Origin of the sequence: Vibrio sp. CAU 1672 (genome assembly GCF_029223195.1) — a bacterium.
In the GTDB taxonomy this organism is placed as follows: Bacteria; Pseudomonadota; Gammaproteobacteria; order Enterobacterales; family Vibrionaceae; genus Vibrio.
In genome coordinates this window covers 34,650-49,647 of sequence record NZ_JARHUF010000012.1, presented here as the reverse complement: position 1 = coordinate 49,647, position 14,998 = coordinate 34,650, and the positions used below count along the sequence as shown (strand labels likewise).

12 protein-coding genes are annotated in these 14,998 nt (G+C 43.9%); 10 read left to right on the top strand and 2 right to left on the bottom strand.

Going from position 1 to position 14,998, the window contains the following annotated elements:
- Positions 1-11 precede the first annotated feature (11 nt).
- Positions 12-692, bottom strand: a complete 681-nt coding sequence (locus tag P2G85_RS12580) for a GGDEF domain-containing protein (protein ID WP_275864430.1) — start codon at positions 690-692, stop codon at positions 12-14.
- Positions 693-1,014: 322 nt separating this feature from the next.
- On the opposite strand from P2G85_RS12580, the gene P2G85_RS12575 reads away from it, so the two are divergent.
- From P2G85_RS12575 to P2G85_RS12530, 10 genes are all read left to right on the top strand, one after another.
- Positions 1,015-1,830 (top strand): hypothetical protein, encoded by an 816-nt coding sequence (locus P2G85_RS12575; RefSeq protein WP_275864429.1) that lies wholly within the window; start codon positions 1,015-1,017, stop codon positions 1,828-1,830.
- A gap of 9 nt (positions 1,831-1,839) precedes the next feature.
- Positions 1,840-2,949: a hypothetical protein gene (locus P2G85_RS12570; RefSeq protein WP_275864428.1), complete on the top strand. Its 1,110-nt coding sequence runs from the start codon at positions 1,840-1,842 to the stop codon at positions 2,947-2,949.
- Positions 2,950-3,002: 53 nt separating this feature from the next.
- The gene (locus tag P2G85_RS12565) at positions 3,003-4,418 is read left to right on the top strand and encodes a hypothetical protein (protein WP_275864427.1); all 1,416 of its coding nucleotides are present in this window, start codon (positions 3,003-3,005) and stop codon (positions 4,416-4,418) included.
- 353 nt (positions 4,419-4,771) lie between these two features.
- Complete coding sequence (locus tag P2G85_RS12560; RefSeq protein WP_275864426.1) at positions 4,772-5,722, top strand: WYL domain-containing protein; 951 nt, start codon at positions 4,772-4,774, stop codon at positions 5,720-5,722.
- Between the two features lie 53 nt (positions 5,723-5,775).
- The gene (locus P2G85_RS12555; protein WP_275864425.1) at positions 5,776-8,547 is read left to right on the top strand and encodes a molecular chaperone DnaK; all 2,772 of its coding nucleotides are present in this window, start codon (positions 5,776-5,778) and stop codon (positions 8,545-8,547) included.
- Between the two features lie 10 nt (positions 8,548-8,557).
- Complete coding sequence (locus tag P2G85_RS12550) at positions 8,558-9,196, top strand: hypothetical protein (RefSeq protein ID WP_275864424.1); 639 nt, start codon at positions 8,558-8,560, stop codon at positions 9,194-9,196.
- A 19-nt stretch (positions 9,197-9,215) separates the two neighbouring features.
- The gene (locus P2G85_RS12545; RefSeq protein WP_275864423.1) at positions 9,216-12,197 is read left to right on the top strand and encodes an ATP-binding protein; all 2,982 of its coding nucleotides are present in this window, start codon (positions 9,216-9,218) and stop codon (positions 12,195-12,197) included.
- 10 nt (positions 12,198-12,207) lie between these two features.
- The gene (locus P2G85_RS12540; RefSeq protein ID WP_275864422.1) at positions 12,208-12,858 is read left to right on the top strand and encodes a hypothetical protein; all 651 of its coding nucleotides are present in this window, start codon (positions 12,208-12,210) and stop codon (positions 12,856-12,858) included.
- Entirely contained in the window at positions 12,859-13,329 is a 471-nt protein-coding gene (locus P2G85_RS12535) for a hypothetical protein (RefSeq protein ID WP_275864421.1), read from the top strand.
- 6 nt (positions 13,330-13,335) lie between these two features.
- Positions 13,336-14,154, top strand: a complete 819-nt coding sequence (locus P2G85_RS12530) for a hypothetical protein (RefSeq protein ID WP_275864420.1) — start codon at positions 13,336-13,338, stop codon at positions 14,152-14,154.
- Positions 14,155-14,226: 72 nt separating this feature from the next.
- On the opposite strand, the gene P2G85_RS12525 is transcribed toward P2G85_RS12530, so the two are convergent.
- Positions 14,227-14,880 carry a HEPN domain-containing protein gene (locus tag P2G85_RS12525; protein ID WP_275864419.1) on the bottom strand — a complete coding sequence of 218 codons (654 nt, stop codon included), beginning with the start codon at positions 14,878-14,880 and terminating at the stop codon, positions 14,227-14,229.
- Positions 14,881-14,998 lie beyond the last annotated feature (118 nt).

Sequence of the window (14,998 nt, the reverse complement as noted above, 5' to 3'; positions counted from 1 at the left end):
GCACGCCAGTACTAGTTGCCGGTGGTGGGCTTCTTCGCCCTTTTTACCTGATACATCGATTGATCGGCCAACTGAATCAGCTTATGCGCACTGACGGGAGCCTCTTCCTCCGTTTTGTCCCTGCGATGATAGACATAAATACCGGGAGAGACAGAAAGATGGCAAGCGGCGTCCTCTTGTGATGTATAAGGCAAGTGTGCAAGTCGCTCTACCAGTTCATCACACCATCGCTGAGCTTGAGCGACTGAATGGTTGGGTAGCAGCGCAACAAACTCGTCACCACCGAATCGCGCTATAAGACAATTTTCTTTTTGCTGCTTTCTGAGCGTATGGGCGAGGTGGCAAAGCGCCTTATCTCCCATAGCATGTCCGGCGTGATCATTGATTTGCTTAAGGTTATCTAAATCCAGAAATACAACCGCTATTGACTTAAGACTTGCATCCATAAGCAATTGATTCAACGTTTCGATGCAGTGAGCACGATTATGCAGTCCGGTTAAGTAGTCACGATTAGCTCGTTGCTCAAGCTGCTGAACTCTCTCCCGCAATCTTTGATTTTCCAGTTTCAGTCTACGGATAATTTCGTCATTATCAGCAATTGGGTAAACGTCGGGGTGCTGTAATGGCGCCTGACAATTAATTTCGGCTTGTTGTTTCTGCCAAATCTTAAGATCGCTTTCTTTTATTACCATTCTTATCTCACCCATGACCCATCGAATAATATGGGATGAAGGCCGTTTAATACAAAGCGTACTCATGGCTGCGGCATTATGTGTCGCACGGTGGCGTGAGTTTTTTTAATGGCGAGCAAATAGTACGTTGGCTAAATGTGACAAAATCCCAGTATCGAACAATATGATTTTGGTTTGCGGTTTAAATGGTTAAGTTGTGGGTGACGGAAATTTGAATTTAATCACCTTGGCATAGGTAATGTTTTCGTGTGGGTTTGTTGCGACACAAGCTGTCACTTGGACAGTTATAGTTCTCTCAGTAGTCTAATCAACGGAATTACTTATGCTTGCAAAAATTATTACTTCCGCCTTCGGTGGTAGCGTAGTCCGACATTTTGTAGATAAAACTTTAAAAGACACCATTGACGAGCCGAAAGTGGGTAGTGTGCTTTATACCGGTTTATTGGCAGATGCGATGGAACACACCGGCATTTATATTGGTAATGGCAAGATCATCGAGCTAAACAGCCAGGGCCGGATTGTCGAAGTCACACCGGAAGAGTTTGTTGATGGTGGCACCGGCATTAACATCTATGTAAGCGCGCAGGGAAAGCACCCGGTCGGTTCGAGTCTGATCGCTGAGCGCGCGATACAGTATGAAAAAGAGGTGAGCAGTAAAGATTATCACCTGCTGTTTGACAACTGCCACATGTTTACGGCGGCCTGCATGGTTGGTGAACTGGACAACGCGCACTCTTTTTTGTGGATGGTTAAAGAACTGGCCAAAGAGTCACTCGGAGCTGATGGGTGGTTAGTATGGGCCAATCCACAAGTCTGTGCTTATACATCACCTAAAAGCCAGTATACCGAGCAAGATTTACTGGATGCTCAACAAGAACATCAACGATTGCGGGAGCAAAACGATAAGCTTTGGAGTGATATCAAAGCTTACAGCAAATTGCTTCGTGAACATGCCGACAATGGCCCGTCGACCTGGTTTTATATGACTGACTCACGGTTAGAGAATTATCAGCGCCGAACTCAAGAATTAGAGCAGTTAAGTTATGTTCAAGAGCGCAAGCATAAAGACCTGATGGAGGCAGAAATCCGCGCCGAGAAGAAGGTCAGTGAAATTAAGTTAGCCTTAGGTATGGAGTAGTTTGAACTCATGCAGTCATTAGAACTCTACATTCATCTGCTGGCGTCGAGGAAAAATGTTCAAAAATTGCAGTCATTGGCTTTGGCAACCGAGCAGGGGTTTGATCTGGTATTGAGCAAGTTAAAGCTCAAACAACATTCCGCGCTGTTTAGCTGTGTGTTTAATCCGGAACTTGTTGCCAAACTGCCGTCGGAGGTCTGGCAAAAACTGATGCAGGTTTTCATCCAGCGAAACGAATTTGAGGTATTTGAGCAACACTTTGAACCGGAAAAATTCAGCGGATTAACCCCTTATGCCAAAAGTAAACTTACCCGGTTGTTTTGTTTGCGTTTTGCGTTTGCACGAGCGTTACTGCTGCAACTGTTTGAGCTTGGGGCAAAGGTTGATGAACCGATGCTCGGGGATGTTAAACCCTTTCATACTAACTTTGATTTGGTGATGAAGTTTGCCGAACCGGAACTGATAGCCCTTTGGCTTGATGAACGGTTAAAAAATGCACTTCGTGATTGCAAGCATCCCGCTAATTATAGCGGCAAGGCCAAACGCTATTTGACGGCAGGTTATGGTTGGTGGGAACATAGCGCACTTCGCGCGTTAGCGGAGTTTCGGTTGAGTGTTTTGATCTACCAGGCCGAAGAGCATCCTCTTACGGCAGATTGGTTACTGTTCGCTGTATTGACCGAGGATGTGACACTGTTGCAACAGTGTGTGGCACAGTTCGTCGATGTTAATCAAAAAGCCTCCAACGGTATGTTGCCTTTAGTCGAAGCCGCCGGAAGGCATAGCAATGAATGGGCACTAAACGCTCTGTTGCAAGCGGGTGCCTTGCCTAACCTACGCGATGGTAACGGGTTTTCTCCATTGTTTGCGGCCCTGGCGGCCAAAAAGCCAAATCAGGTGTTTATCGAGCAATTGCTGACAGCCGGCGCGGATCCGAATTTCCGCGATTTTTCGCACGCAACATTGTTGCAGACCTTTGGCCGGCGATTACCAAAACACATCGTTGAAAAGCTTCAACAAAGCGGAGGGTGGGCTCATAAAGCCTACCAGCCTCCGGCGGAATTCTGTTGCTTTCAAGATTTTAAGTTAACTCAGACTTTGCAAGAACTGTCGGAATAAAAAAGTTGTCTGATCTTAAACAGTTATCTGAACAATAATAAAAAGGAACAAGTATGAAAATTACTAAGCGTTTGTTAGCCAGTAGTATCGTCATGGCGTTAGCCGGATGTGGCGGTGGCGGCGGTAATGGCAGCGCCGGACCATCGGTTTCTGTACAGGGTAAGGCGATTGATGGCTACATCGTAGGTGCAACGGTTTATCTGGATCTGAATTTTAACGGGGTAATGGACTCGAATGAGCCGAACGTGGTGACACAAGAGGAGGGCAACTTCGATCTGGCGATCCCGTCTCAGTACCAACAATGTGCCCAATATGTACCAGTCGTGGTTGATGTACCGGTCGGCGCGTTTGATACGGACTTACCGGATACACCGATAGAAGAAGCATACTCTATGGTCTTTCCGCCGCAATTTGCTTTGAGCAATGATCAGGACTTACTGAACCTTACCCCGTTAACATCAGTGGTGTGGCAGCAGGTCGAGCAGGAACTTCGCTTGTCCCAATCTTCGGAGCTTTCATGTAAATCTATCCTGGCAGAGCAGGCGTTGCGGGAAGATATTTCCCGTCGACTGACTGAGCAAGAGTGGCGGGTAGCTAACCGTTACAATGTCACAGTAGATGAACTGTACGGCGATTACGTTGAAACGGGTAATACTACCCTCCATCAGATTGCCCAAGAGTTGGTGCCTGGATTACAAAAATCGTATCAAGAAACCCAGCAACTGCTAAAAGCTAATCCGGATGCGGATATTGCATGGGTTGAGCACTTTCTCGGTAAGTGGGACAGTACCAGTGATATTTATGATGACAAATGGTACCGAACTGAGTTTGTTCAGAACTCTAACGGAAACTTCAAATCAGAAACCCACATCATGGCTGATGATTTGACGACTAAGCTGAAGCTGTTTGAGAAACGCCAGATGACCACAACTCAGCGCAGCGGTGTCAATATTGAACAAACGGTCAGTCTGGAAGAGGCTGATACCGGGTATTATTGCGCGCTCAGTGAATGGCTGGAAACCACATTGCAACAGTCTTCCGGGGTGAGAAATACCGTATATGGCAGAGCACAGGATTGGTCTGAGTGTTTGAATGTATCAGGTGAGACCACACAGGCACTGGTGACGAAAGATTACGATGGCATGGAACTGCTCAGCTATAGTGAACATACATACCAGCCGGGTAATGACAGTGGCTTCCGCCATTTAATTGGGATCACCAATACCATTACTCAGGATGATTTGATCCCGGTAAGAAGTGTGATTGACACCGATTTTTACAGCGAAGCAGGACATGGTGCCGATTTCTGGTTGAGAACCAAAAATGAGTTTGGTGACAACCCGGCCCAGGTGATGACCACCCATACCAGTGATGGCAAGTGGGAGCGACTGATCAACTATCAGAATGGCACACACAAAAAAGAGTGCGGGATCTCGGAAAGCATCTTATCAGAGGCTAACTGCAGCTAACTTAGCGCTTAACATGCCATTCTGAATGATGCCGACCAATGACTCATTGGTCGGCATTTTTTTATGCATCGTTCATTTAATAACCGCTTGGGTGCGACATAAAGTGTCATATCTCACGTTATAGTTAACTTACTAATAGAAAGCATAGTTTATCATTCAAATGCATTGTATGTTGTTGCTTATACATTGTCCTGATAAATCGTTGTTGGTAAAGCATTTATGATGGTCAATTTGTCTCATTTTGCATTTATTTCGTTCTCTGTATGAGAGTTTTGCAAACCAGAGATCTGAATTTTCCTTGTCTGCTGAAGCCCTTTGCGCGGTTTATAGAATTTCTACACAGTGAAGCGAACATGGCGAAGAAGTCCAGTACCCAAGAGTCCCTTGCTCTTGCCTTTGAGTTGTTAAAACGGATCCCCAAGTCTCACCAAGTGACCGCCAGGGAGTTGCATCAACAGTTACATCAGATTGGCATCGAGCGCGATCTGAGAAGTATTCAGCGTAATCTTGAAATGTTATGTGAGCACTTTGACATCATTAAAGATGATCGCAGTAAGCCGTATGGCTACCGTTGGAACAAAAATAGTGAGGGGATTGCACTGCCAAAACTCTCTGCTCAGGAAGCATTATTGCTTAACCTCGCCGAAGAGTATTTGATCAACCTCCTGCCCGCTAATTTGACCTCGTCGTTAAGCAGTTTTTTCCAGGAAGCCAAGCACAAACTAAACCCGTGCAGTCAAAATAACAAAGAGCGTGAATGGCTGAAAAAAGTCCGGGTGGTCAGTGAAACCCAGCCTCTGTTGTCTCCGAAAATTTCCACCGACGTATTTGGGGCGGTGAGTGAAGCCCTGTTTAACGACCGGTTTCTGAACATTGATTACCACAACGCAAAACAAGAGCAAAAATCCGCGCTGGTGATGCCGCTCGGCCTCGCGCAGCAGGGACAGCGCCTCTATCTGGTGTGTCGTTTTGATGGCTACGATAACGAAAGAAGTGTCGCCATTCACCGGATCAGCAAAGCCTACGTGTCCACCTTCAGTTTCGACCGGCCAAAGGAATTTAAGCTGAGCCAATACGATGCCGACGGCCGCTTTGGCTTCGGTGAAGGGGAGAAGTGTCAGTTGAGCTTTTGTATTTCAAAAGCTGCAGGTTTTCATCTTTATGAAACTCCGCTTTCAAAGGAGCAGAAAATCGAGAACTGTCCGGATCACTATCGCGTTACGACACCTATTGTAAGAACCAGACACCTTGAACGATGGTTAGATGGATTTGGTGAGCAAATCTGGAATGTTGAACTGGTTTAGCATTCCCAAAAAATGAAAATTTAAGAATTTAAAAGAACGATAATGAGATAACAATGAGTACAAAATTAACGTCCGAATGGAAGGTGCCGAGCGATTACATGCACACAATGGGCATGTCGGCGAATCAGGAAGAAACTATTGAACAACTGATACAACAAGATATTGAACTGTTTCTACATGATGTTAATCAGAGTGCCTATAACAGTGACTTGTTAAGCCTTCTTAATACTTGCTTTACTTCTTTACTGAGTCACCTTAACACGCAACGATGGGTGCAACTTGCCGGCGATATCTACTTTGATAAAAAAGCCAAAGGTTACTGGTTAATAAAAGATCAGGAGCGCCTTTATGGGCATTATGATTCCGGTGAAGAATTAAGCTACGTTGAAGAGGACCTGAACAATAAGATTGGTGACAAGCTTAATGAGTGGTCGATACCGAATAAGTCCGAGCTGTTGTGTCTAACTAATTTGAGTGGTGCTCCGTTTAAAACTTTTAATAAACGCCCAATCGCGACATGTTATTACCTTTATGACTTGAAAGATCAGGTTCAGGCTTTTGATACTGATCAAGATTATTTGGATGATGCAAATTCTGGCTCTGTGATTCCTTTCTTACCGCTTGATACTAATGATATCTCAGCCAGGTCACTGTTTATTGATATTCTAACCCGAGGCTTTGTTCCCAAGGTAGCGAGTGACAACCCCGAATATCAACTGCTTTTTTCTGTTTTTCACCGCAATAGTGAACATTCGTATAATGATATGAATGCTGAGGCAAACCGGTTATTAGGCGATTTAATCAAAAACATAATTGCTACAAGTATTCTGGCGGAAGATAAAATTCGCGCCGACATCTCGCCGTATCACGAAAAAGTCTTACAAGATACACAGTTAGGTCACTGGGCATTATGGCAGGATGAACTGGATACAACTGAACTTGAAACCATTCACATCCCGACAAAATTCGTGGCCCGAGACCCTAAGTCAAGCATTAACGATGGCGTTGTAGCGATTGATTTTGGTACCAAAAGCACAGTAGTGGTGTACCAGAAGGATAACGTTAATATTCACCCCATGCGAATCGGAACCGGTGACTTAAGTAAAGAAATTGACGCTTATCACTATGAAAACCCGACGATCATGGAGTTTAAAGATCTTGAATCGTTTATCACGGCTTACGATGCGAAAGCCAACAAGCCCTATACCCGCTGGCAAGATTTAACCATTTCACATACCGCGCATAACTCAATGCAGGGAAGTGAGTCACACAAGTTTAATACCTTCCTTGATGAAATTAAGCAATGGGCAGGCGATAAAAGCAGGAAGCTCAAAATCGTCGGGCAAAAAGGGCGAATTATTGATTTGCCTCCTTTCCTTGAGTTGTCTGATGAGGATTTTAACCCGATTGAAATTTACGCTTACTACTTAGGGTTGTACATCAATAACCTAAATAACGGCATTTTCATGGATTATATCTTGTCGTTCCCGGTCACATATGAGGTTCCGATCCGGGACAAAATCATTGAGAGTTTCCACAAAGGATTAACCAAGTCTCTGCCAGCAGAACTGGGAGAAGACACCATTGCCCAATTAACGGTCACTAAAGGTGCCAGCGAACCTGCGGCTTACGCACTGACAGCGCTGAAAGCCCATGCGTTTGACCCGGAAGATAATGAACGGGTTTTTTATAGCGTGTTCGATTTTGGTGGCGGTACAACGGACTTTGATTTCGGCATATTCAGAGAAGCCACCGGGCGCAAAGAAAGACGCTTTGATTACGCAATTGAGCACTTTGGTGCTGGTGGCGACAAGTTCCTGGGCGGAGAAAATTTGCTTGAGTTACTTGCCTTTGAAGTCTTCAAGAAGAACAAAAGTGCCCTGCTTGAAAAAGGTATCCAGTTTGAAAAGCATCCGGAGAAAGATGCGTTTGCCGGCAGCGAACAACTATTAAGTAACTCTCAGGAAGCGAGAACCAATACCAAGCAATTATGTATTGCCCTACGCCCATTTTGGGAAGAGCACGAAGAGTTCGCTTTTGATGCTTCAGGGGAGCTGTCCGTGACCTTGACGGATGTTCATGGTGTGCAGCATTCGGCATTTGCACTCGATATCGATGAGCAAGAACTGAATGAAATTTTATCCGATCGTATTGAACGGGGCGTAGAAAACTTCTTTGATGCATTGCGTCTGGCGTTTAGCCAAAGTCATCAGATGCTGGCGGATATTGACAGTGTGAAGATTTTCTTAGCGGGTAACTCCAGCCAGTCTCGATTTGTTCAGGAGCTGTTTGAAAAGCATATCGCCTTGCAACACGAAGAAATGGGCCTGACCGAAGGAGCCGGCCGCTTTGAACTTTTTGCACCACTCGGGGCTGACAAGAATGATGTTGAAAAACCAACGGGTAAGACAGGGGTTGCGTTTGGTTTGATTGAATCCCGGGAAGGCGGACGGATTAAGGTTATTGATCACAACGTTGGTAAAGAAGATATTCGCTTTAAGTTCTACCTCGGTGAAAACCGCAAGAACAAGTTTAAGCCGTTAGTGGATCGCGAGGTAGCGTTTGATCAGTGGATTGAGTTTACCGATGCCTACTACAAAAAGTTCGAGATATTCTTTACTGATCAGCCAAGCTCAAGCACCGGGCAAGTGTCAATTGCAGATAGCAGTATTAAGAAGAAAGCAATCAAGTTAGACACAACCGATGATGAGGCGCTGGTGTATATCAGAGCCGTTTCCCCGACCAGGATTGAGTACGTTGTCGCCAATGAAGATGGCATTGTTAACAACGTATACCTGAATGATATTCAAAGCATTGAACTCTAAGAGATAGATTATGATCGCGATACCTCCAACAACAATACCTTCAATTATTTCGGCCATTACTAAAATAGCGTCTTCTATTGGCCCCATGATTGCCAAATATGCTCCAATTGTAATTGAAACCATTGGAAAAAATTTACCCAAGGTGATCAATACAATAGAGGCAGTCAGCCTGGTCGCTGATGTGCTACGTCCGAATGAGCGTGCCGAAGATCTTGGGGCTAAAGCCATGGCCGCCGATAAAAAGCCCGAAGATTTTGAGAAAATGAATGAATACATCGACTATTTGCGCAATGGTGTCGAGATAGATAAGGATAAGTTAAGCGACGATACAGTTGACGTGATGACTCGCCAGGCCATAGGTAGTGCAATAGCCGTCAAAGGCGTGAGTGAGAAAATCGGAACAGACGTCACGTTACCTTTCCTGAATACGGTTAGTGGTTTGGATCTTGATCCCAAGGTGGTGGTTGCCATCGTCAAGTCTTATGCCGAAAGCGGTTTAAATGCGGACGATGTTGAAAAGTTCTTAGGTCGTACTTTGAGTATTGAAGATACGTACAAACATGGTGTTGCACTTAAGAATGCTTTCCTGGCTTCAGATCCTTCAATAGATGCAGAGCAAGCAGAAGATGCTGTTATGAGCTTACGTTAATTTAATTAAGGCATTCCTAATGAGTAAGAAACCACTAATCGAACTATTAAAAAATATGGGTGATGGTGTAGAAAGAAGGGAGTCTCTTGAGAAGCCTCTGAGTATGCTCGATCATGATTTCTCGCTGTACCACATACAAGAAGTGACGTTTGACGAGGATTCGCCCCGAAAAGAAGCCTTTGAAAACGTATTAAACTCACTCAGTGTTGATGGGATCATCTTTACCTACCTATTGCTGGGAGATGGTAAAAAGGTGCACTTTTTATTTGGTATCGCAAAAGATAAGCGATATCAAGAAGGCCTGCTATTAGATGTCGATGAAATAGGTGAAACGATCTTAAAACCGTCACTTGAGGGTAACTTCAGAGGTAGTGTTGTTGAAAGGCTGGATAAATCTGAAAGACGTGCCGTGAAAGGGATCATCGATACTTTCAGCCATGTGGCCAAGTTGGATGGGGTTCCAAGTGTCCATGAAGAAAACGAGCAGTTTCAGGGGATCGACCGCCTGGTGGACATTATGAGTGGCGACAAGTTCTGTCTTGCGGTCTTAGCGGATCCACTATCGCTACTAGAAATTAATAAAATAGAAGCAGAACTATACAAAATTTATGACAAGTTGCTGCCCTTGTCGAAGAAGAGTATTCAGAGTGGGGATAGCCACTCTAAGACAACCGGTACAACGGAAGGCTCCACCACAACCAAGACCACAGGTACTAATGATGGCCTGAGCATTACCACTAATACCGGTAAGTCAGTGGCAATAACCTCGGGAACTTCTGATTCGGGTAATGGAAAGCAAACCTCGAAGAGTTCGCAAGAAACTGACCACAATAAGCATAAAAGTGGCTCGGAAGCGAACACAAAGGGAACCTCGACGTCAGATTCTGTTGCCAACAATGTTGGCAGTAATTTTTCTAAGCAGACCGGCAGTTCCTCAAGTGAGTCACGAGAGTTTTCAGACAAGGCCGTTCAGGAGTGGCTGACGTATATTGATGAGGTACTGCTTAAAAGGGTACAGGTTGGCAAGAATAAGGGCTTATACCTATCCAACATCTATTTGTTATCAGATTCAATTGCCAGCGTATTAAAACTAGGTAATACCGCTCGTTCGATCTTCTCTGGTGAAGAAACCAATAAATCACCATTAACGTTTAAGAAGGTGACGAATCAAAACGAAGTGATGGCGATTAAAAACTTTCAGTTTCCTGCGCTGAAGCCGAATCAGAGTAATAAGACGGTTACTGAGGACAGTGAAAAGCAACTTGCTCTGCTTCTATCGAAAAATCCGTTTAACAAGTATTCATGCAACTGGCTTTCAACCAACGAACTGAGTGTTGTTGCCGGTCTTCCGCAAAAAGAAGTGGTCGGACTGACATTAAAAGAAGAAGTCGAGTTTGGATTAAATGTAAATTCAGCGCTGGAAAACAGCAATAAACTCTACCTTGGTAACCTGGTTAAAAGTGGTCTGAATCAAAATATTGATGTTCACATCGACAAACGTGACCTGGATAAACATACCTTCATCGCCGGGGTTACCGGTAGCGGTAAGACAACCACCTGTCACCGTCTGTTGGAGTCGGCGCAGATGCCGTTTCTTGTGATAGAGCCCGCTAAAACGGAGTATCGTGTCTTAACCAAAAAGAACAAGGATATCCTGATCTTTACGTTAGGTAATGATAACGTTGCTCCGTTCAGGCTAAATCCATTTGAGTTTTTCCCGCATGAAAATATCACCTCCCGGGTGGATATGATTAAGGCCAGTATTGAGTCGGCATTTGATATGGAAGCGGCGATACCACAGCTAATTGAAGCCGCTATCTACCGATGCTATGAAGACAAAGGCTGGAACATAGCAACGTCTAAAAATAGCCAATATGAAGACCCTTTTGCTGCTGGTGTGTATGCATTCCCAACTTTGAGCGATTTAGTTCGTATGACAGAAGTGGTGGTTGCAGAGCAGGGTTTTGATGATCGACTTAAACAGGACTATATAGGCTCAATCAAAGCGCGTCTCCAGGGGCTGCTTATTGGTTCAAAAGGACAAATGCTTGATACGCCGCGATCGATTAACTTTAAGGATCTCGCGCAAAGAAGCGTCATTCTGGAGTTAGAAGAGATTCGAAACCCGAGTGAGAAGTCTCTCGTAATGGGTTTCGTTTTAGCCAACCTTAACGAAGCTATTAAAGCTAATTATGAAGAGTACCGAAAGCGGGGTGAGAAGTTCCGTCACATAACCTTAATTGAAGAAGCGCATCGGTTATTATCAAAATTTGAGCCGGGAGATAGTCAAAATAAAAAGCAAGGCGTTGAAACCTTTGCTGACATGTTGGCTGAAGTGCGTAAGTATGGTGAATCACTGATTATCGTTGACCAAATTCCGAACAAGTTAACACCGGAAGTATTGAAAAACACCAATACTAAAATTATCCACAAACTGTTCGCCAAAGACGATAAAGAAGCCGTGGGTAACACAATGGCACTGTCTGATGAGCAGAAAGATTTCCTGTCAAACCTGGAGCCGGGCAGGGTAATTCTGTCGAGTTCAGGGATGAGTAAGCCTTTGCAGGTTCAGATTAAGGAGCTGGTTAGTACAACCAATGAATCGGATGTTGAACCATCAAAAATCTCAGAATTAGCATTTGAGTATTACGCTGAAAATTATCAGTCAGGACTAATTCAAGGTTTAGAATTATTTAGCAAGAAACCGTCAGCCAATTTGGTTTTCAATTTACTGCAAGGCACAGTCAAGGAATCTTGGTATGAGGTTGCTTGCAAAAAAAATGCAAATGCTAAGTTTCTAAGCTATCTGGGTGAATTTGGCCATGAGTTTATGGTTAACTACATCAATAAGTACTGTTATAAAGAAAGTACTGTTCATGACAATAATACAAGAAAAAGTAAGCTGGCTACTTTTCTTTCAGATTTAGAAAAAGATAGCCAAGTTTGTATTGATATGTTCACTCAGGCGATATTTCAGGCAAATATAAAAGTAATGGGATAGGGAATAGATTATGGGATTTTTGAGTAGTGTTGGAAGCTTTATAAGTAGTGCGTGCAGTACAATTGGTAGTATGGCATCAAAGTTAACCGACTCACTTGTTGGTACCGCCACTTCAATAGCAAGCTTGGGTATGGGACTTGCTGCAAGAGTAGGAGAGGCCATTAAAGTAGTGGCTATCTCCTTAGGAATTATTCAGCCAGAAGAGAAGTTAGAAGAGCTGGGTGAAAAAGCCATGATGAGCGAGAAAACGCCAAGTGATTTTAACTCTATGAGTGAGTATATCGATCACTTAAGAAATGACGTTCCTCTTGATCGGGAAAAATTCAATAGTCTTGATGATAAAGATTTGCTGGCACGGTCTGCGATTGGTGCGTCCATTACTTTAGAAGGCATCAATGAAAAGCTTGGTACAGTTGTTACCCCAGAATTTATGGCTACAGTTGCGGCTCAAGAGTTAGCGTCAAAAGCAATTATCGGTACGATCAAAGCGTATAAAGAAAATAATCTCAATACCAGTGACTATAGTTTATTCCTTAATAGAGAGTTAAGTATTGATGAAACTTACAAGCATGGTAGTGCCCTGGTTGAGGCTTACCAAAAGCTGGAACCGGAGCTTACTATTGCGCAAATAGAAGACAAAGTAATGGAGCTAAAAGCATAAATGTCAGATTTTTTGATCCAAATACGCAACAAAATGGTTCAGGTCAGCCGAATTATTGATGGTGAGATTGAGCTGATTCGCTTTTCTGGTGAAAATTACACTTCTTTAGAAAGTTTTTGGGACAAGTTCAAGCGTAAGATTGAGTACGTGTCAGGAGAGCAGCTTGCTTTTTTGGTAGTAACCGATCAACAGCAACTGGACATTGATCCGGATATTACAGTGGCTGAGCATTTCAGCCACAGTAACGAGGATTTAGCGTGGCTGGTTGGTGAAGCAAACTATGCACAATCGAATATCTACTGTTATCCCAATATTGAACTAAATGTTCAATCTACAGTGGTAGCTGAAGAGCAGCCGACTGAGGACTTGCTTGAAGAGGAAATGGATCTCTTTAGTCCAGAAGAGTGCTCAGAGGTTAAAAGCCTTCAGGCTTTTTATCGAAAAAAGACCAGAGACTACAAACGCAGGTGATAAATTATGGATATTGATGCTTTGTTGATAGCTCTTGATGATGAAGCGGTACGCCTGAAAGTTTGCGCCATTGTAGATGAACGATCTTCTCTTGGTTTGAGCAAGGGCAACGATAAACAGGTAAGTGATGACACTTCGGCCGAGGCCATTCATAGCAGTACCATTACACTCGACAGTGAAAATGAAGAGTTAAAGAAGTCTCGTGAGGAGTTGCAGGATAGGCTTGGCAAAGAGATCGAGTTGAATCAAAACGCAACGGACCGAATCGCTTCGTTAGAAACTCAGTTGCTTGAAATGGAAAGTGAGCTTACCAGGCTCCGTTGTGAGAACAACGACATTCTTACCCAGAACCAGGTTTTAACACGAGAGTGCCGAGAGCAAACAGAGAAGTTGGAGTACTACAGAGATAACTTTTTCGATGATCTTAAAATACTCGAAAGTTATAACGGTCTTTCGGAACAAACTCGTACATCGTTATCTGGAATATTCAAAGATACCAGTGTAAAAGGCCTGATCTCCTGTGGTATTCAAGAAAAAAATATTTCAAATTTATGGGACTACACAAAGAACGAAGTTGTGCATGGGCACAATGAGGATCTGGACAGGCTTGTAAATCTGTTTGTACTACTGTTTGACCGTTTCAAACTGGCTTATCCGATGTTTGAGTTACAGCAACCAGGTGTTGGCGAAAGCTTTGATACTCAATTACATATCAAGCACAATAGCAGTCTCAACATGAGTGGTAAGATCAAGCAAGTTCTGCTGCCCGGTTATTTTAACAATAAAACCAACAAGAGCATAAAATCAGCCGTTGTGCTTCTTTAACTATCCGTTGCAGGACTGAGTAACAAAGACAGTACAAGGGCGCAAATGCCCTTGTACTACTTTTAGGATGCTTCAACCCTCAATCAGAGGATAAACCGGCTCTCCCCAGAGCTGATCTTTACCATCCATCATTAACTCAATGATAACCGGAACAATTTTCTCCAGCAGCACGGTGCAGTCTCTGAGTTGCTTGCGATTGGCAGAGCTGCCGCAGGTGGCACCACCATGAATGATCTGGTTGCGCAGTGTGTAAAGGCGGGCAAATACAATCGCTAATACTGATGCGGTATCGTTGTTTGCCAGCGCATAGTTGGCGGCGGCTTTTGCTTTGGATCTCGCTTCTTTCCACTGAGCTTCAGTCATTCGACCGGAATGAAAATCCCAGAATGCCTGCAAGATGTATTCGTTATCCAGAGTGAGTCGAATAGCGCTGGAATAATGATCCCAAACCAGCTTAGAGAGTCGTTCATTGCCGTCTATCTCGACTAATTTTGCAAGAAACTCCTGATAAAGGCCTTTTTCGCCATAGTTGTTTCTTTGTTCAAAATCCTGGGCGTAGGCAGAGTTGAATGCAATCCAGAGGAAGATGAATGTGGAATCGTCATCTTCACAGTTTTCAGCTTTGTTTAGCCAACTGAGCGCGCGGTGTACTCGGGTTGATAGCGCAGCAGAGTAACAGCTTCTCTCACTGCGGTGTCTTTGTTTTAGTAGATGGAATGTAGACATAAGGCTCTGTAATTATTGTTGTTACTAAGGTTATTGTGCCTGTCCATTTAGTTAAATCAACCTATAAATCACCCGATTGCTATTTAGTTATTTGATTTATCTGGTAAGTTCTTCCGTT

What these genes read in the sequence shown, in the direction of transcription:
- P2G85_RS12580 (WP_275864430.1), bottom strand. Translation starts at nt 692, where the DNA reads ATGGTAATAAAAGAAAGCGATCTTAAGATTTGGCAGAAACAACAAGCC.
- P2G85_RS12575 (WP_275864429.1), top strand. Translation starts at nt 1,015, where the DNA reads ATGCTTGCAAAAATTATTACTTCCGCCTTCGGTGGTAGCGTAGTCCGA.
- P2G85_RS12570 (WP_275864428.1), top strand. Translation starts at nt 1,840, where the DNA reads ATGCAGTCATTAGAACTCTACATTCATCTGCTGGCGTCGAGGAAAAAT.
- P2G85_RS12565 (WP_275864427.1), top strand. Translation starts at nt 3,003, where the DNA reads ATGAAAATTACTAAGCGTTTGTTAGCCAGTAGTATCGTCATGGCGTTA.
- P2G85_RS12560 (WP_275864426.1), top strand. Translation starts at nt 4,772, where the DNA reads ATGGCGAAGAAGTCCAGTACCCAAGAGTCCCTTGCTCTTGCCTTTGAG.
- P2G85_RS12555 (WP_275864425.1), top strand. Translation starts at nt 5,776, where the DNA reads ATGAGTACAAAATTAACGTCCGAATGGAAGGTGCCGAGCGATTACATG.
- P2G85_RS12550 (WP_275864424.1), top strand. Translation starts at nt 8,558, where the DNA reads ATGATCGCGATACCTCCAACAACAATACCTTCAATTATTTCGGCCATT.
- P2G85_RS12545 (WP_275864423.1), top strand. Translation starts at nt 9,216, where the DNA reads ATGAGTAAGAAACCACTAATCGAACTATTAAAAAATATGGGTGATGGT.
- P2G85_RS12540 (WP_275864422.1), top strand. Translation starts at nt 12,208, where the DNA reads ATGGGATTTTTGAGTAGTGTTGGAAGCTTTATAAGTAGTGCGTGCAGT.
- P2G85_RS12535 (WP_275864421.1), top strand. Translation starts at nt 12,859, where the DNA reads ATGTCAGATTTTTTGATCCAAATACGCAACAAAATGGTTCAGGTCAGC.
- P2G85_RS12530 (WP_275864420.1), top strand. Translation starts at nt 13,336, where the DNA reads ATGGATATTGATGCTTTGTTGATAGCTCTTGATGATGAAGCGGTACGC.
- P2G85_RS12525 (WP_275864419.1), bottom strand. Translation starts at nt 14,880, where the DNA reads ATGTCTACATTCCATCTACTAAAACAAAGACACCGCAGTGAGAGAAGC.